Here is an 18,311-nt window from a genome sequence, read left to right as displayed (position 1 = left end):
AGAAATAATAATTAACAAATCGTTCTGAAATTGTTAAGTATTACTTCTAAACTCTGTAATTCTCAATGAATTGTATGCTGCCTTTAAGCTTTTCAACAGAAAATGGCCTTAAGCTTTTCTCAGAATTATCTTGCAGTTTTTTCCAAAGCACTTCATCATTGTACAAACGCAAAATTTGCTCAGCGAATTTGTCTGTCGTATTGGCGTCAAGGATATTGGTACCATCCTGAAGATTCATTCCCTCAGCCCCAATCTTGTTGGTGATTACTGGTAAATAATATTCAAAAGCTTGGCCTATTTTTCCTTTTACACCTGCGCCATAACGAAGTGGAGCGATCATGTACTTCGTGTTGAGGTAAAAAGGTTCTATATCTTCAACGAAACCATGGAAAACAACATTTTTTAAGGTTTTCTTTTCTTCATCAATATGTTCATCTAAGTCTCCTACTACATGTAATTTTATTGCGGGATTGACTTTCCAAACCTCAGGCATGATTTCATCAATCAGGTAATTTACAGCATCAATATTTGGGGTATGTTTAGAGCCAACAAAAAGGATTCCTGAACGGTCTTGAAAGCGCGGTGTTTCTTCCTTCCTGATCCTTGGGTAATGGATATTTGAAATTACATGAAGTTTTTTGTTGTCACAGAGTTTAGCCATATAAACCTTTTCCTGTTCAGATATAGGAATGACTATGTCAGCCTTTTCTGCAGCTTCCAATTCGTACTGATAGAATTTTTTATATAATTTTTGGAGTTCTTTATTGTTTTCCTCAAACTCTAATGCCCTTTTAAATCTCAAATGATGGATGTCTACCATATCAAAGATTACTTTTGAATCTGGAATGAATTTTTGGGCAGTTTTGTAATATTTATTAAAACTGATTGCGGTATGAAACCATACGATCGGCTGATGGAAAACACTTCTTTTTAAAAATTGGACCACATCATTTTTAGCATGATGCTCATAAACCACGCAAATCCCTAACTTTTGGTAAAACTCATTTGAATCATTCTCAAATTTGTTCTGTGTTGTAATCAAGATGACTTGATAGCCCAGTTCACAAAATTCCTTCATGATCTCTGTAAACCGTATCTCTCCTGAATTATTGTCAACTTTAGGCATTTGGTCGTGAAAGAAAATTATCTGTTTGTTGTTATTGATTTCCAACTTTCTTTCTTCGACGGTATTAGACTTTATTTTATCAAGATATTTTCCCCAGCGAGAATAAAATATTTCCTTGTTTTTCTTAAAGATCATTTCTTTTTGAAGCGCTTTCTCTTGACTTTTATTCTTATAGGTCAGTCCGTCAAAATGAATCACTTTTGAAAAAGGGCTGAAGTATATTTTCTTCCCTTGGTCATATCTTATTCGAAAACTAAGGTCCGTTTCTTCAAAATATGCAGGTTTATAAACAGGGTCTAATAGATTGAGATTTCCTAGATCATCCGTTTTCCTGAAGAGTAGACTGCATCCTGAGGCATAATCCACCTCATACACATAATTTACTTCTGGGAAATAGGCAGGAACATTATTGACCTGATGGATTCTGTCCGCACTTAAAAAAAGCGAACCAGCTTCCTGAAGGGAACCATCGGTATTCAAGATCATAGATCCCACTGCTCCAGCATCCTCCTTCGTGTTGAATACATTGACCAATTCATCTAAAAAACCTTTATGCACGAGGATATCATTGTTTAATAAATAGATGAAATCGCCTTTTGCTGTCCTAATACCTTTATTTACACTCTCCAAAAAACCTAAATTGGTATCATTGGTTATTTGAACTGTGTTTTCAATATCCGAAAAATCGATGGCATCCTTGCTGCAATCATTGATTAAAAGGAGTTCGAAGCTATTCTCGGGTAAATTTGAATGTATGGATTTTATACAGGCTCTAGTGGTCGCTTCCATGTTATAATATGGAATGATTATAGAAACTAAGGGCTGTTTTGTTTCAGGAAAAACAAGGGTTTCTTTAACTAAATCAGGCTCTTGAACATTTATTGTAAAGTCATTGATCGTATTCTTTAGTCGTTTCTTTTTCTCGAAATATAATCTGATCTGCTTAGATAAACCCATTTAAGTATTGTAAAGTATTTTATAATAGCTATCAAAAATCTAACCGTAAGTAAATTTTAGACGAAATTTATAATAAAAATGCTACAGAACTAGTCGATTTTAAATGCTAAACCATCAAATTCCTGTGAATATTTTTTATGTTTGATGATGATCCCAGAACAACCTGCAAATGTTTGTTTCGACGTCGAACGTTTAAAATATAGAAACGTTGGACTTTTTCACTTTTGCCTTCAATTGGGAAATGCCTTAATTGATATCGCTGATTCCGACCCTACCCTAAAATTGTATTTTTATGCTCCCCAAAACAGCCAAATCTTGAAGGGAGCCCATAACTACATAAACAGCAAGCCGATCCATAAGTATATCCAGTCATTCCAGGTTGATCTAAATGTTTGGCATGGTAGCAACCAAATGACCGACTATCTACCAAGGAACAAAAAGATAGCCAAGGTCCTGACCATCCATGATCTGAATTTTTTACGAGAAAAACCTAAGGATAAGCAAAGGAAATACCTTGCCAAGGTTCAATCCAATGTCGATCACTCCGATGAAATTGTCTGCATTTCAGAATATGTGAAGCAGGAAGTTGTGGAGTATATAAATTTGCGGAATAAACCTTGTTCCGTAATTTACAATGGCAATAATATCAACCCAGCAGTTAGTCCAACAGCAGTCAACTTTCCACTTTTGGACTTATCGGTTCCATATTTGTTTTTCATAGGGGCAATTTTGCCGAAAAAAAACATCGAAAGCTTAGTCTATCTGTTGGTGAAGAATGATTTTAACTTAGTCATAGCGGGAGAGATCTTCGACAAAACCTATCAAAAGAAAATCCTTGAATTGGGTAAGGAACTGGGAGTGATGGAAAGGATTTATTTTATTGGAGCAATAAGTGAGGGAGAAAAAGTTTACCTTTTAAAGAATTGTAGATATTTTTGCTTCCCTTCAAAAACGGAAGGCTTTGGATTGCCTGTCGTGGAGGCGATGAGTTTTGGCAAGGACATCATTTTATCAAACTCTACCAGTCTTCCGGAGATTGGAGGGAATGTAGTACGATATCTTGATTCCTTTGAAAAGGATTATTTAATTGAATACGGAAAGGAATTATGTTCTTTCCAGTTTTCAAAGGAAATGGAACTTGCAGTAGTGGAAAGAAGTAAAATGTTTAGCTGGAAAAAAGCAGCTGAAGCCTATTGGGAAATTTATAAAGAATTAGCTTAAATGAGTCAAGTAAAGTTTGGAGAAGGAAAAACTATTTTATTGGCAATGCCAGATTGGTTCCTATACCACTCCGTGAAACAGCAATTGGAATTATTTGGGTTTCGCGTCATTGGTATTCCTTTTACTGGAAAATTTAAGTATAAAAACCTTACTGATAGAACCATTAACTTCTTGAGGAAGGTCTTTTTCAATGACAGGAAATACAAGCCCTATTTAAAATACCGTGATACTGGCCAAGGGATAACCAAAGCCGTAGAAGAATTGACCGAGGTCGTTGATTATTGCCTGATGTTTCGAGCAGATTATTACCCTTTGGATATCGTTAAGAAGATCAAGGAAAAAAGTAAGGTCTTGGTTGGTTACCAATGGGATGGATTAGATCGCTTTCCAGGGATAAAAGATTTAATTCCCGAGTTCGACCGATTTTTCGTCTTTGACCCTTCGGATCTGGATTTTCCATCCGTGCAATCTGCCAGCAATTTTTACCTCAATAGCAATAATCCCCATGTTGAAAAGGATATCGATGTTTATTATTTAGGGAATTATGTGCGGTCTAGGATTAATAAACTTGAAAAATTAAGTGACTATCTGAAAAATATCCATTCTAATTCCGTGATCAAGGTCCATTCTGATAAAGAGAAGATTCAAAAGAAATATGGCGATAGATCTTTTGAATTGACAAAGAATTATGTCTCTTATGAGGAAAACCTAGATTTAGTGAACAGGTCTAGGATTATGGTTGATCTATTGCACGATGTACACAAAGGTTTGTCCTTTAGGGTTTTCGAGGCAATCGGGAATGATAAAAAACTAATACTAGACAATCCAGAAATAAAAAAATATGAATTCTATAATCCTTCAAACTTTTTCCTTCTACAGGGGGACAATTTTGACGGTTTAAAAGAATTTATCAATTCTCCATACGAGCCATTACCAGAAGACATCAAACACAAATACTCCTTTGAAAACTGGATCAGATATGTTCTGGATATTGCGCCCTACCAAAAAATCGATCTTCCGAAAAGCTAAACTAATTGATGATACAGCCCCATGATTTGCTGGGCAATGATTTCATCATTAAACCGCTGGGCATATTCTCGCCCTTTTACGGCCATGTTGTTTGCTAATTCGGGATCAGATAGGATCAATTGAATGCTTTTTCGTATTTCTGCAACATTTTCAGGATCAATATAGTTCGAGAAAGGTCCTGCTGCTTCTGGAAATACGCCTGAATTGGTCGTTATAACTGGAGTGCCTGAGTAGAGCGCCTCAATGATTGGAATGCCGAATCCTTCAAATTTGGAAGGATAGATGAAAATATTAGCCATGGTGTAAATCGTGGCCAATTCATCCATACTCAAGCCTTTCATAAAAACAACTTGCTTCTCCATCCCTTTTGAAGCGATATACTCCTTTATGCGCTGCGTGTAAGGGGTTTCTTTCCCAATTATTACCAATGGAATATCCAATCCTTCAATGGCCTTTACAATTTGAAATGCATTTTTTCTGGGTTCAATAGAACCAACATTCAATACAAAATCTCTTGGGAGGTTATATTTTAATCGAATTCTTTCTTTTTCCTCTTCAGTCTTTTCAGTTTTAAATGCAGGATGGCTCACCTGGTAGATCACCGATATTTTATCTTCGGGAACCTGGTAGTATGACATCAGGTCCTGTTTAGTCTGTTCACTGATGGCTATGATTCGGTCAGCATTTTCAACGGCATATTTCGCCTTTTTATCATAAATCCATCTATCCACTGCGCGGTATAATTCCGGAAATCGTAAAAAGATTAAATCATGAATGGTAACGACTGATTTAATTCCTGCCTTTTGCAGTCCAATGGGGATTTCACCAGATAATCCATGGTAGATTTCAACCTTATCCCGCTTTAGATCAGAAATAATGCTCCAATTTCTCCATACCATGGGAAGCATTTTCGAAATCTTGGAAGTAGGTAATTGAATTTTTTTATCAGCCAATTGGTTGGACGTTAGGTTATCCCCAAGTTTTGGCGTGTATTTAATATAATTATTCTCAGGATAGTGTTTTTCAAGTATCCTGATTAAATCCCTGCTGTAATTACCAAGGCCAGTATAGTTTAGGAAATATCTTTTGGCGTCAAATCCTATTGTCAACATTCAGAATTTCTTTTTCAGGTAATTAATTTCGTGAATTTAATTAAAATAAGTGTTTTTTTATCCTCTCGACAAGCATTTCGCTACTTACTAAATCAATTGCCTCTACGCCATCACAAAGACAGGATTTATTGCCATAAACAGAATTCGGTCTATTGGGATGTTCCACCTGAACACAATCTTCCATCGACTGACCATATCCCAAAAATCCAGCATAAGGATGAGTTGCTCCCCAAACTGATACACAAGGAATACCCATTAGGGAAGCCATGTGCATGCCTGAGCTGTCCATGCTGACCATCAGATCAAGATGGGCAATGATATCCAACTCCTGACTTAAATTATATTTTCCTACAACAGAATGCACATTGGGGAACTGTTTTTCCCAGTTCTCCGTAATCTCTTTCTCTTTTGCTCCACCTCCAAAAAGCACAACCTGAACCCCTAGATCTGATAAGTTATGGATTACCTCCGTCATTTTTTCTGTTGGAAGAACTTTATAGGGATGTTGAGCAAAAGCCGATATGCCAACTTTTTTTGCATTTGAAGCCAGAATTGGCATCATTCCCTGAGGAATCAGTCGATGTTGCTTTTCCAATTGATGGTTCAATTGTTGGCTATATCCCAATTTCCTGAAAACATCGGCGTATCGCTCTGTAGTCAGTTTCAAAGGCTTAAAAACCTTGTCCTTGGTACGTGTTAAAGCTTTCTTTTCTGGCCTGCCTTTATCTAGGATTTGAACCTGATGCCCTGCAGTCCGAAAAAGGACGTCCAAAAACCTTGACCTGATGTTATTATGCAGGTCAGCAACCTGTTTGGCCTTGTACTTTTTCAGTTCCTTGAATAGCTTTATTAAACCAGATATGCCATTATGTTTTTCCTTGGGTTCGATAGGGTGAAAGATCAAGCGCGGTATTCCATCGAAAAAAGCAGAAAAAAACGGACGTGAAACCATAATGATTTCAGTGTCCGTATGTTGTTCTTGGAATTCCCTTAAAACCGAAGCAACCATGGCGACATCACCCATTGCAGAAAATCTAGTGACCAAGATTCGCTTCATCTCAGGAAATTATTTTTGAGCCCCGTAAAGTACAGGATTTAAGTTCGGGTCGTTGTACATCTTCATTTGCTTGTACACCTTCATGAATTTTTTTCCAGCTTCAATGTCTGCAAGCAATTCATCAATACTCTGGGAAAGATCCTTGCGTTGCTCCAACAGCACAGTTAACTTTTGCTGACAAGCATCTTGATGTGCCTTTGAAACATCGGTACGTAAGGTTTCCTGTTCCATATGGTAGATCTTCAGTGCTAAGATCGATAATCTGTCAATTGCCCATGCTGGACTTTCCGAATTGATCTTCGCATCAGCTAGCGCAACCACATCCGCAAATTTCTGAAGATAATAACTATCGATAAATTCAACGGTATCCGTGCGCTCCTGATTTTGCCTGTCGATTCTTCTCTTCCAATACAGACCTTCACGCGGATCAATATTAGGATTACGGATTACATCCTCCATATGCCATTGCGCCGTATCAATCCAACATTTCAAATACAATAAATGCTCTAAAGTCTCGCGACCATAGGGATTCTCGATCGGCTGATCAATCTTATCATAAACATGGTAATCTTCAATTACCTTCTGAAAAATTTTGTTTGCTGCTGAAGATATCATGTACAAATATAGTAGTTAGTATTTAGTATTTAGTATTTAGAACCGGTTTATCGACCTTTAATTTGTAGTAGTTAGTATTTAGTATTTAGTATTTAGAACCGGTTTATCGACCTTTAATTTGTAGTAGTTAGTAATTAGTAATTAGTAATTAGTATTTAGAACTGGTATAACGGACTTTAATTCGTAGTATTTAGTAATTAGTATTTTGTGGACCCCCTAAATAGGATTTACCGTTTTTATACTTATCACATTTTCATCAAATGTCTATTACTTGAGCCGAAAAGCTAATATAATAGGAAAGGAAATTTCCCTTTTTGAAAAAAACAACTTCAGCATTTCAAGACCATTAAGGTCTAAATACTAAATACTAAATACTAAATACTAAATACTCTATCTCAAGATTACCCCTGGGAACAGCCCAAATATCACTACAAGGATGGTCAAAACAACCCCAATAACCAACATAACGGAGATGTTGTTGTCTTTAGCTGTGATTACTTCCTCTTTATTGGTTTTAAGGAAGGAATACAAAGGGATTTTGAAGTAATAAAACAGGGAGATTACGGAAGTCAGGGCGCCGATAATCAAGAGCCACAAGAAGATAAGGTCACCCCCAGATTGGTAGATTTCAAAAATACTGGTGAAGACCAATAGTTTTCCAACAAAGCCTGCCGTTGGAGGTATTCCGATCAACGATATACCTACTATGGAGAAACAGGTAAATATTAATGGTAGTTTCTTTCCTTGACCGATATAAGCCTGTAGATTGCTGCTGCCCAGCTTCTGTTCCAGGACGTCGATGAATGCAAAACTTGCCAAATTCATCAGCACATATATGAAAATATAGAAGAAAAGAATATCCTGTTGGCCATTTACATAGCCGATAATGGCCATCAAAAGGAAACCGGTATGCCCGATGGAGGAATAAGCCATCAATCGTTTCATATCGGTCTGCCTTAAGGCGATCAAGTTACCAAAGAGCATCGTGATGATTGCCACAATGGAAACAAACATAAAGGTCAGTTCACTAAAATAAAATGGGGTACTGATCCAGGCCGCTGCCAATCTGCTCATCAAGACAATGGCTGCGATCTTGGGTACTGTAGACAGAAATGCCGTTACTGGGGTAGGAGCGCCCTCATAAACATCCGGTGCCCATAAGTGAAAAGGAACAAAACTCAATTTGAAACCAATCCCTGTAAATACAAAGAGGATGGCAATGCTACTCATCACCTCAGGCGCAGCAATCAAACCTTGAATATGCCTAGGACTGGCAAAATTCAAATCCCCTGTAAAGCCATAAATCAATGAAAGCCCATATAACATCACTGCAGAACAAGCCGATCCAAATAAAGCATATTTCATTGCAGCCTCAGATTGTTTCTTGTTTTCCGAGAAATATCCAACCATGATATAGGAACTGATGGATACCATCTCAATGGCAATAAAAGCCATCAACCAATGGGTCGTCATGGAAAACAGGTTCATGCCTATCCCTGCCGCCAAAAGAATGCTGTAGATATCGCCCTTTCTTTTTTTGAATTCCTTATGTGCAAAATGCTGTTGAAGGAAAACGGCTGAGACCAATAAACCTAAGGCAATAAATGCCCTGGCATAAAAAGAAGTCTTATCGAGGGTCAACATACCATAGAACCCAAAATTCGCATAATCATATTGGGTCAAAAGAATGGCAAAAGAGGAAATGATCGTTAAGATGCTGATAAAAAACGAAGACTGCTTCCAGTATTTATCAAATACTAGCGTACAGGCTATACTGAGCAGAAATCCAATGGACATACTCAGTTCTACTTTGAACAAAGGTATCGATCGAATGATCTGATCTATATGGTCTGAAACCTGCAATGCAAACTCGTTCATCTATCTTAACCCTACAAATAAGCTGTTACCAAATCCAATAAACTCAATACAGAGTTGTTCAATACTCCAAATACTAGGGAAGGCATGACTCCCAAGATTAAAGCCAATGCCAAGGTTGGGAATAGAATGATCTGCTCCCTGTTGTTTAAATCTTTTAATTCTGCTGCCCATTCTTCACCGCCTTTCAAACGGGTCTGTCCGAAAAACATGCGCTGCAAGGTCCATAAAAAATAGACCGCACTCATGAGGATACCTAAGGACCCAAATATCGCCATCCAACGTGGAATACCTGTTTGCATGCTTTCCGCGTTGAATGTTCCGATGATCACAAAAGCCTCTCCAATAAATGCGGAAAACCCGGGAAGGCCTAATGAAGCAAAGAAAGCAATGGCAACATAGGCCGTATATTTTGGCATGATGCTCGCCAATCCTCTAAAATTATAGATATATCGATCGTGAACCCGGTCATATAGAACACCAACCAAAAAGAATAATGCTGCTGACAAGAAACCGTGGCTCAACATCTGGAACATTGCCCCTGAAACACCTTCTGCTGTCAAGGATGAAATACCCAATAGTACAAAACCCATGTGGGATACTGAAGAATAAGCAATCAATCGCTTTAGATCGGTTTGAGCCAAAGCATTCAATGCACCATAAATAATGGACACCACAGCTATCAACCCTAACCACCAGTTCGCATCGGCCATCGCATCAGGGAAGATTCCCATACAGATACGGATGATCCCATAGCCACCAATCTTTAGTAGGATACCCGCTAGAATAATAGAAACAGGGGTAGGGGCCTCTACGTGCGCATCTGGTAGCCAGGTATGTAATGGAACAATTGGAATCTTGATCGCAAATGCAATGAAAAGTACGATAAACCCTATCATTCTGGCCGGAATACCTAATATCTCATTGGCATTTCCTAAAAAGTCAAAGAATGAGCCTGGAATATAATTCTCCGGGTTCATCATATACAACATATTGAAAGTATGTGCTCCGGTTTGTGGATTTTGAACTGAAAAATAAAGTCCAACAATCACCAAAAGCATAAATACCGACCCAAATAGGGTGTATATAAAGAATTTAATAGCAGCATATTCCCTTCGTGCTCCTCCCCAAATACCGATCAAAAAGTATAAGGGTAGCAACATGACTTCATAAAATACATAGAACAGGAAGAAATCCAAAGCACAGAATATGCCCATTACTGCTGTATTCAATAGCATTAACAGCGCAAAATAACCCTTTTTACTCTTTTCCATATTCCAAGAGGCACCTACCGCCATTAACATGACAAAGGCACTCAAAAGCAATAATGGTAAGGAGAAGCCATCGACTCCAAGAAAATAATCGATCTCTAATTTACCTATGGAGCCCAGGTCCAACCTGATCCAAGGAAGCTGCTCCACATATTGATAGGAAGCAACATCATTAAATCCACCTGTCGAACCTTGAAAGTTAGCATATAAATATCCTGCCAATCCAAATTGGATCAATGTAACCACTAAGGATAGATATTTGTAGCTCTGTCCCATCCGGTTTGGAAGTAACAGAATGCCTACAACAGCAATCAAAGGCAGAAATATAAGTAAGGATAATGCACCCATCTTATTTTATTATCAAATAAATTATTCCAATTAAAAATACCGTAAAGGCAAAACCCAAATAGTTTTGAAGCCTCCCGTTTTGCACCCATCTCAATAGATGGCCAATATAATAGGTCGTTCCCCCAATGCTATTCACCAGACCATCGACCAGATATTTGTCTAACCAGGCACTGAAATTTGCCAATCCTCTTGTAACTGTGGCAAGGCTATTCACCAAACCATCCACAATATACTTGTCAAACCAATATAATCCGTTGCTCAAACGCAGGGTGCTGTTTACAAAAAGCTTTTGGTAAACCTCATTGAGATAGCCTTGGTTTAAGGAGAATGCAATCCAAGGATTGCCTGCTTGCAAAGGATATTTATTCTTTACATACCAATTCCAACCTATTGCCCAAGAAATTGCAGAACCAAGGGTCAGGACAATGGGTAATATCAAATGCAAGGAATGTATTTCAGTAAATGGATATTGCACATTAAACCCGCCTAAAATAAAGGAATGGTGATAGGCGAGCGGATTCCATGAAAAAACCACAAACAAGGAACAGATTCCTAAAAAGATCATCGGTCCGAGCATGCTATTGCTGGCTTCATGAATGTGAGTATGCTCAAGTTTGATCCTGAATTCGCCAAAGAAGACCTTAAAGATCAATCTTCCAATATAAAAAGCCGTTAAGATACTGACCAAGGTCAAACTTATGGGTATCAATAAATATAAAGCGCCATGATGGATTGCCCATTCATAGGTGGAGATCAGGATGGCATCCTTAGATAAAAATCCAGATGTCAATGGAAAGCCTGCTAATGCCAACGAGGCAATGCTCATCAGGATAAATGTTTTCGGCATCCATTTCCTCAATCCGCCCATGTTATTTATGTCCTGAGGGTCAATATCAAGATTGTTCTTTTCTTTTAGATGCGCCATTTCATGGATTACGGCTCCAGCGGAAAGGAATAGTAAACATTTGAAAAAGGCATGGGTCGCTAAATGGAACATGGCTGCATCCCATGCGCCAACTCCAACCGCCACCATCATAAAACCTAATTGAGAGATCGTGGAGAATGCCAAAATCCTCTTGATATCGCGCTGGCCTAGGGCAAAGATAGCGGCAATAAATGCCGTAATAGAGCCAATAATGGCGATAAACAGTAAGGCTGTTTCATTGAATAATGGAAATACGGTACAGATCAGGAATACCCCAGCAGCTACCATGGTCGCAGCATGGATCAGCGAAGATACTGCTGTTGGTCCTTCCATCGCATCCGGCAGCCATATATGCAAAGGGAATTGTGCAGATTTAGCCATCGCCCCTACAAAGAAACAGATCCCTGTAAAGGTCATCCAGCCTTCCGAAGCTTGTGCCGTTTCATAGAATAGCCCTTCTTTTCCAAAAAGCTCTACCAAGTTCAGGCTTCCATACATACTATAAACGGATGCTATCCCTAATAAAAAGCCCAAATCTCCAATCCGGTTGATGATAAATGCCTTTTTGTTGGCTTGAACCGCGGACTCCTTGGTAAACCAAAATCCAATCAAGAGATAGGACGCAAATCCAACCAGCTCCCAGAAGATATACATCATAAACAGGTTGTTGGAAATGCTCAAGCCTAACATCGCAAAGCAGAAAAGGCTTAGGTACATCCAATACCGATGGATTCCCGGATCGCCTTTCATATAGGCTCTCGAATAGATATGAACAGGTAATGCAATCACACAAACGATCAATTGCATCAAAACACTGAGGTTATTTAGCAATACCCCAATTTGGAAGCTGTTCTTACCGATGGTAAACCAAGCGTAATTAGCGGCTATAGGTTCGCTATTCCAGACTTCAGAAAACACGAACATTAAGCTCAAAAGGGTACTTAATATGATAGCGACCAAAGAGATGTTGCCAGATTGGTCTCTTTTGCCAAGTATTGCTTGGATCAAGAATGCAACAAAGGGGAGAAGTACAACCAGTATACTTCCTAAGACAGGTGATATGTTCAGTAAATCGCCCATCAGTCTCTTAAATCAGTTATGTTATCAGGGTTAATGCTCTTATAATTCCTATACAGGTTTAAGATAATGGCTAGTCCAACCGCCACCGCTGCTGCGGCCAGTACAATAGCAAACAGCGCAAAGATCTGCCCGCCATAGTTCACCTTATCATATCGGCCAAATGCCACCAGATTTAAGATGGCGGCGTTTATGATAAATTCAATCCCCACAAGGATCATGATGGCATTTCTCTTTGCGACAACGGCATAAAGACCTATGCAGAAAAGGCAGGCAGATACGACCAAAAAATGGGTTAATGTAATCATTTCGTATCCTCCTTTCTGGAAAGGTGTGCTGCACCGATCAAGGCTGCCAATAAGAATATGGAAATGACCTCAAATGGTAAAAGATATTGGGTCATAAATTTTAATCCCAATTGATTGATATTATTGTCGGTGGATTTGATAACATTCCCACTTCTAATGTTTTCGGTTATCCATTTCGGTGTGTTTTCTTGCCATTCTATGATCCCATAGATCATTACAGCAAGAAATCCAAGGCTTAACAGCAGGGTTTGCCAGTTCGGAAGGGAAAGGAATTTACTGGAGGTATTCTGTAAATCAGCCAATAGCTCTTTATTGGAAAGCATAAAGGCAAAGATCATCAGGATCAGGACACCACCTACATAGACCATGATTTGGGTAATGGCTACAAAGTCTGCCAATGCGAAAATAAATAATCCCGCCATCCCGAATAGCACTACAAAGAACAGGAACAATGCTCGTGCAGTATTTTTTAAACTGACTACCAACAAGGCTGAACCAATGGTCAATGCGGCAAATGCATAAAATATGGCTAACTCCATTATTTATTCTTCGCTGCCTCCTTCTCAGCTTGAAACTTGGTCCATTCCTCTTTACGTTTCTTGATTTCCTCATCCGTCATGTCCGCAAAGGAATAAGTCAAATCCGCAAGATTGGTCGTTACTCGATCGTAATTATCGGTCATGGTAATACATTCCGTCGGGCAGACTACTGTACAGAGTCCACAGTACATGCATTTTGCCATGTCAATATCAAACTCGGCAGCATAAAGCCTCTTTACAGAACCATCAGAGGTTTTCCCTATGGCTTCAGGTGATTTAATGGCTTCAATCGTAATGCAATCTACTGGGCATGCTTTTGCGCAAAGATCGCAGACGATACAATCGTCAATAACAACATCCAATTGGTACCTGGCTACTTCAGGAATAGGCATTTTTACCTTTGGATATTGAACGGTCGTTACACCGGACTGCTCTTCAAAGTAATTATCCTGTTTGATATCTAGGGAACGACGTGATTTCCGGGCACTGAACAGGTGTCTCACCGTTAGGGTAAGTCCTTTGATTGCTGTTGCCAGCCCTTGTATGGTCGTTTTTAAGATCAACTATAGCATGATTAATATTCTCCAAAGCCCTGAAATGGCCATGCATACAAAAGCTAGGGGAATAAGAATTTTCCAACATAAAGTCATCAACTGGTCAGCACGGAAACGAGGTAAGGTCCAACGGATCCAAATCTGAACAGCCACAATAAATAGCGATTTGGCTAATGTCCAAAACACACCCCAAACTGGGCCTGTAGTCCAATCAGCCAATCTGGCCGCACCAATATTCGGTAGGGGACTGTTCCAGCCTCCTAAGAATATCACAACACCCAACATGGCTACCAAAAACATCATGGCGTATTCCGCCAAGAATAAAAAAGCAAACCTGATACCACCGTATTCGGTATGGAATCCACCAATCAACTCACTCTCAGCTTCGGGAATATCAAATGGCGCCCGGTTACATTCTGCCAAGGATGCGATAAAGAATATGGCATAACTGACTATGAGATGGGGAGCCTGAAAAATATTCCAGGACAAGATTCCACCAATATCATTCACCTTCCAAAATCCAAGAAAATAAATGTCTTGATCTGCCCAGACTCCTTGATTAAGTGCGATTTCATTTAAATTTAAGGTCTGCGTAATCATCACCGCAGAGATTAAGGAAAGACCAACCGGTAATTCGTACGAAATCATCTGCGCAATCGCTCGGATAGAACCTAATAAAGAGTATTTGTTATTAGATCCCCAACCAGCCATCAAGATGCCAATGGCATCAATGGATACGACAGCCATAATAAAGAATAAACCTGTATGGGTATTGGATGGTAATAGGTCAGGTCCCCAAGGGACAACACTATAACCAATGAAAACCGCAACAAAAATAATGATCGGTGCTACAGCAAACAAAATCTTATCAGAGGCACTCGGGGAGATAAATTCCTTTTGAAGTAATTTTAGGATATCTGCAATGGTCTGCAATAAACCAAATTTACCCGTTTCCATCGGACCTAATCGATCCTGAACAAATCCTGCAATCTTACGCTCCGCATAAACTGCAAAAAGCGTAAATAAAGCAATAAACAAAAATATTGCAACAGGTGTTAGGATATTCAAGATTAAGCTGTCCAATCTTCTTTTTAGATTAATTCTTAATTAGCTACAAACATAAGGAAATAGGAGCAAATAAGCCATAACTAAAATCATTTAGAACAGCGATTTGCCTTATTTTGTAAGCTATTTTTTAAAGTTTTGACAATATTAAAAATCTTGCATGGTATTTGCCTTATGCTTTTGGAATTTGTTGTGGTACTAAATCTGTTTCCCTGATCTATCCATTTTAAAAAATGGCCAAAAAACAGAATATGATATGGAAAACAGGTAATTTTAAAAAATATTTTAAACCTTTGACAAATTTTGCGTATTTATATTAGAGTTTAAACAATGATATCTATGAAAAAATCAATTTTTAGTGTGTTAGCTGTAGTAACAATTTTATTTTCAAGTTGTGCTGGCGCTAAGAAAACGACTGAAAACCAATCCCCAGACTTTGCTGAAATCACTGGCAACAAATGGCGCTTGATCGAATTAAATGGAAAAGAAGTGCCTGAAAAACTGAATGGCAAAGAGCCTTTCTTAGTTTTTATGAGTGAAGAGTCTCGTTATTCGGCCTCAGGTGGCTGTAATACCATGTCTGGTGAATATGTATTTGCTGGAACCAATAGGATATCTTTCAAACCTGGTATTTCTACCATGATGGCATGTGAAGATATGGAAACAGATAAATTGTTGGCTGAAGTATTCAAAACGACCAATAACTATACATTAGCTGATGGTATCTTATCCTTAAATGTAGGCCGCAGGATGCCATTAGCAAAATTTGCTAAGGTTGATGCAGAAAATAGCTTGGTAGGTACTTGGGAATTGGACTATATCGCAAATTCTTCAAAACCTTTCAATGAATTGTATCCGGATAAAAAACCGACTCTTGTTTTTGATTCCTCATCAAACAAAGTGTCTGGTAATGCTGGCTGTAACACATTCAACAGTTCTGTAACAATTAATGGTAAGAACATTAAGTTCGGTCCGATGGCGACAACTAGAATGGCCTGTCCAGGCGAAGGTGAACCTCTGTTCCTTCAATCAATTGAAAAGGTAAATGTTCAAAGTGTCAATGGAGACCAACTTACCTTAATCGTTGGTGATATTGCAACCATGAGATTCAAGAAAATCAAATAAGATCATTCAATTATCTAGATAAAAAGGGAGATGTTTATAGCAAACATCTCCCTTTTGTATTTTAAAGCAAGTTCTTATTCTTATTCGTTCAGGATTATCCCTCTTCCACCCATAGCCCATCTGACTTGATAATGTCTATCAATTCATCCAAAGCTTTTGCAGAAGACACATTACGTTTTACAACTTCTTTCCCACGGTACAGGGTAATCTTATCTGGTCCTGCACCGACATAACCATAGTCAGCATCGGCCATTTCACCCGGACCATTCACAATACATCCCATGATACCGATTTTCAAACCTTTTAAATGATTGGTTCTACTGCGGATCATTTGGGTAGTTTCTTGAAGGTCAAATAGGGTTCTTCCGCAGCTAGGGCAGGAGATATATTCAGTTTTGGATATTCTGGAGCGCGTAGCCTGAAGGATACCAAATGAGATGGAGGCTATTTTATCTGTTGCGGTAGCTTCTGAGTCCAACCAGATCCCAGAACCTAAACCATCTATCAATAAGGCGCCAAAATCAGTTGCCGCATAGAGTTGGATTTTTGAAATTGGCTCTTCAGGATTCATGATGTCTCCAATGGGGCCCGAAAATTCAGCAGCAGCATAGCTTCTTTTGATGATGACCGGACAATCAATCCCGATTTCCTGCAGGTTTGCAAAGAATTGCCTTTGATCTGCCATCCCATGCAAGTGGTCTGTTTCCAGGATAAAGACAATTGTCTTGTCCATCTGCAGATTGGCAAAGGCTTCTGTTTCCAAAAGATCATTGCTGACATAGATTAAATTCATGGCAGGATCTTTCAATTCCGCTCGGTTGAATTCCTCTAAGGTATAAATGGGATGAATATTCGTTTTATTCTTAAGCTCTTTCCAAGTTTTGTAATTGTAGAGTTGCTTTAGGTTTCCCGGCATCGTAAATGATGGTAAGGAATCCCCAAAATATACAAAATCGACCGACTGATCACCCATGTGGTATTTATCCAGCAAGGCATCATACTTGTACCCTACATCAGATAGAATAAATGGATCTTTTAGGTTCTTTTGAGAAAGATCCACGACAATCCTTGGTACTAATGATCCGCCAATAAAAGCATTGATTTCCTGTGAAATATAAGGCTTAGTTTCTTGCACAGGAGTGATTTGGATGATCTCTCGCTCTTGAGTTTCAGCAAGGTCCGTTACGCGTTTACTATATCTATTTACTAGAGCAATGGCCACTGGAGCTTCCTTTTCTGGTTCCTCTGTCAAGGATACACGGACGGTATCTCCCAAGCCATCTTCCAATAAAGTACCGATGCCTACTGCCGACTTGATACGACCATCTTCTCCGTCACCTGCTTCAGTCACACCCAAATGCAATGGATAGTTCATGTTTTCGGCTACCATCTTTTCAACCAATAAACGGTAGGCCTGGACCATCACCATAGGATTGGATGATTTCATCGAAACACAAAGGTTATAGTAATTAAGATCCTCACAGATTCGGATGAATTCCAATGCTGACTCCACCATTCCTTCCGGCGTATCGCCATATCGGCTCATGATGCGGTCAGAAAGTGAACCATGGTTGGTGCCGATACGCATGGCGGTACCATATTCCTTACAGATCTTTACTAAAGGCGAAAATTTCTTATGGATTCGATCTAATTCTGCCTGATAGGCAGCATCGGTATAATCGATCTGGTCAAACTTCTTTTTGTCAGCGTAATTTCCTGGATTTACCCTTACTTTTTCTACGATCCTTGCAGCAACTTCAGCCGCATTGGGCGTAAAATGGATATCGGCAACCAAGGGAACATGGTACCCTCTTGCCCGTAATTCCTTCTTGATGTTTGCTAGGTTTTCTGCCTCTTTGATACTCGGTGCAGTAATACGAACATACTCACAACCCGCATCCACCATCTTAATGGTCTGTTCTACTGAGCCCATCGTGTCCATCGTATCGACCGTCGTCATACTTTGTATCCGAATTGGGTTATAGCCTCCCATTGGGATATCGCCAATCTGCACCTCTCGGGTATAGAATCTTGAATAGGCTGTTTTGCTGTTGCAATAACCGCCGGCTAGCGTTGTCAAAGGCTTACTTTCCATATCAAGGCAAAG

At 39.1% G+C, this 18,311-nt stretch carries 15 protein-coding genes; 3 read left to right on the top strand and 12 right to left on the bottom strand.

Annotation, left to right across the window (positions count from 1 at the left end):
- Positions 1 to 46: 46 nt before the first annotated feature.
- Positions 47 to 2,083, bottom strand: a complete 2,037-nt coding sequence (locus tag ACWICE_RS00505) for a glycosyltransferase (protein ID WP_454297402.1) — start codon at positions 2,081 to 2,083, stop codon at positions 47 to 49.
- Positions 2,084 to 2,227: 144 nt separating this feature from the next.
- Between ACWICE_RS00505 and ACWICE_RS00500 the strand changes: the two genes are divergently transcribed.
- Positions 2,228 to 3,304 (top strand): glycosyltransferase family 4 protein, encoded by a 1,077-nt coding sequence (locus ACWICE_RS00500; protein ID WP_454297401.1) that lies wholly within the window; start codon positions 2,228 to 2,230, stop codon positions 3,302 to 3,304.
- The gene (locus ACWICE_RS00495; protein WP_454297400.1) at positions 3,305 to 4,333 is read left to right on the top strand and encodes a hypothetical protein; all 1,029 of its coding nucleotides are present in this window, start codon (positions 3,305 to 3,307) and stop codon (positions 4,331 to 4,333) included.
- Here ACWICE_RS00495 and ACWICE_RS00490 read toward each other — a convergent pair.
- From ACWICE_RS00490 to nuoH, 10 genes are all read right to left on the bottom strand, one after another.
- Positions 4,330 to 5,445 carry a glycosyltransferase family 4 protein gene (locus tag ACWICE_RS00490; protein ID WP_454297399.1) on the bottom strand — a complete coding sequence of 372 codons (1,116 nt, stop codon included), beginning with the start codon at positions 5,443 to 5,445 and terminating at the stop codon, positions 4,330 to 4,332. The genes ACWICE_RS00495 and ACWICE_RS00490 overlap by 4 nt on opposite strands.
- A 40-nt stretch (positions 5,446 to 5,485) precedes the next feature.
- Positions 5,486 to 6,502 carry a glycosyltransferase family 9 protein gene (locus tag ACWICE_RS00485; protein WP_454297398.1) on the bottom strand — a complete coding sequence of 339 codons (1,017 nt, stop codon included), beginning with the start codon at positions 6,500 to 6,502 and terminating at the stop codon, positions 5,486 to 5,488.
- A 9-nt stretch (positions 6,503 to 6,511) separates the two neighbouring features.
- The gene (locus tag ACWICE_RS00480; RefSeq protein ID WP_185210913.1) at positions 6,512 to 7,117 is read right to left on the bottom strand and encodes a DUF4254 domain-containing protein; all 606 of its coding nucleotides are present in this window, start codon (positions 7,115 to 7,117) and stop codon (positions 6,512 to 6,514) included.
- 390 nt (positions 7,118 to 7,507) lie between these two features.
- A complete protein-coding gene (locus ACWICE_RS00475; protein ID WP_454297397.1) occupies positions 7,508 to 8,995 on the bottom strand; it encodes an NADH-quinone oxidoreductase subunit N in 1,488 nt (495 codons plus the stop codon).
- A gap of 11 nt (positions 8,996 to 9,006) precedes the next feature.
- A complete protein-coding gene (locus tag ACWICE_RS00470) occupies positions 9,007 to 10,611 on the bottom strand; it encodes a complex I subunit 4 family protein (RefSeq protein ID WP_454290799.1) in 1,605 nt (534 codons plus the stop codon).
- 1 nt (position 10,612) lies between these two features.
- On the bottom strand, positions 10,613 to 12,616 hold the full coding sequence (gene nuoL / locus ACWICE_RS00465; RefSeq protein ID WP_454297396.1) for an NADH-quinone oxidoreductase subunit L: 2,004 nt from the start codon (positions 12,614 to 12,616) through the stop codon (positions 10,613 to 10,615).
- Complete coding sequence (nuoK, locus tag ACWICE_RS00460) at positions 12,616 to 12,921, bottom strand: NADH-quinone oxidoreductase subunit NuoK (protein ID WP_185210909.1); 306 nt, start codon at positions 12,919 to 12,921, stop codon at positions 12,616 to 12,618. The genes nuoL and nuoK overlap by 1 nt, the downstream gene beginning before the upstream one ends.
- On the bottom strand, positions 12,918 to 13,460 hold the full coding sequence (locus tag ACWICE_RS00455) for an NADH-quinone oxidoreductase subunit J family protein (RefSeq protein ID WP_185210908.1): 543 nt from the start codon (positions 13,458 to 13,460) through the stop codon (positions 12,918 to 12,920). Before ACWICE_RS00455 ends, nuoK begins: the two co-directional genes overlap by 4 nt.
- Positions 13,460 to 14,023, bottom strand: a complete 564-nt coding sequence (locus ACWICE_RS00450; protein ID WP_214649432.1) for a 4Fe-4S binding protein — start codon at positions 14,021 to 14,023, stop codon at positions 13,460 to 13,462. Before ACWICE_RS00450 ends, ACWICE_RS00455 begins: the two co-directional genes overlap by 1 nt.
- The gene (gene nuoH / locus ACWICE_RS00445) at positions 14,024 to 15,082 is read right to left on the bottom strand and encodes an NADH-quinone oxidoreductase subunit NuoH (protein ID WP_454297395.1); all 1,059 of its coding nucleotides are present in this window, start codon (positions 15,080 to 15,082) and stop codon (positions 14,024 to 14,026) included.
- Between the two features lie 336 nt (positions 15,083 to 15,418).
- Between nuoH and ACWICE_RS00440 the strand changes: the two genes are divergently transcribed.
- Positions 15,419 to 16,204 (top strand): META domain-containing protein, encoded by a 786-nt coding sequence (locus ACWICE_RS00440; protein ID WP_185210906.1) that lies wholly within the window; start codon positions 15,419 to 15,421, stop codon positions 16,202 to 16,204.
- A 94-nt stretch (positions 16,205 to 16,298) separates the two neighbouring features.
- On the opposite strand, the gene ispG is transcribed toward ACWICE_RS00440, so the two are convergent.
- Positions 16,299 to 18,299: a (E)-4-hydroxy-3-methylbut-2-enyl-diphosphate synthase gene (gene ispG / locus ACWICE_RS00435; protein ID WP_454297394.1), complete on the bottom strand. Its 2,001-nt coding sequence runs from the start codon at positions 18,297 to 18,299 to the stop codon at positions 16,299 to 16,301.
- Between the last annotated feature and the right edge of the window lie 12 nt (positions 18,300 to 18,311).

The organism is Sphingobacterium sp. NPDC055346, from assembly GCF_053645235.1.
Note: the sequence above shows the minus strand (reverse complement) of the source record. Positions and strands in the feature narration are given on the sequence as shown.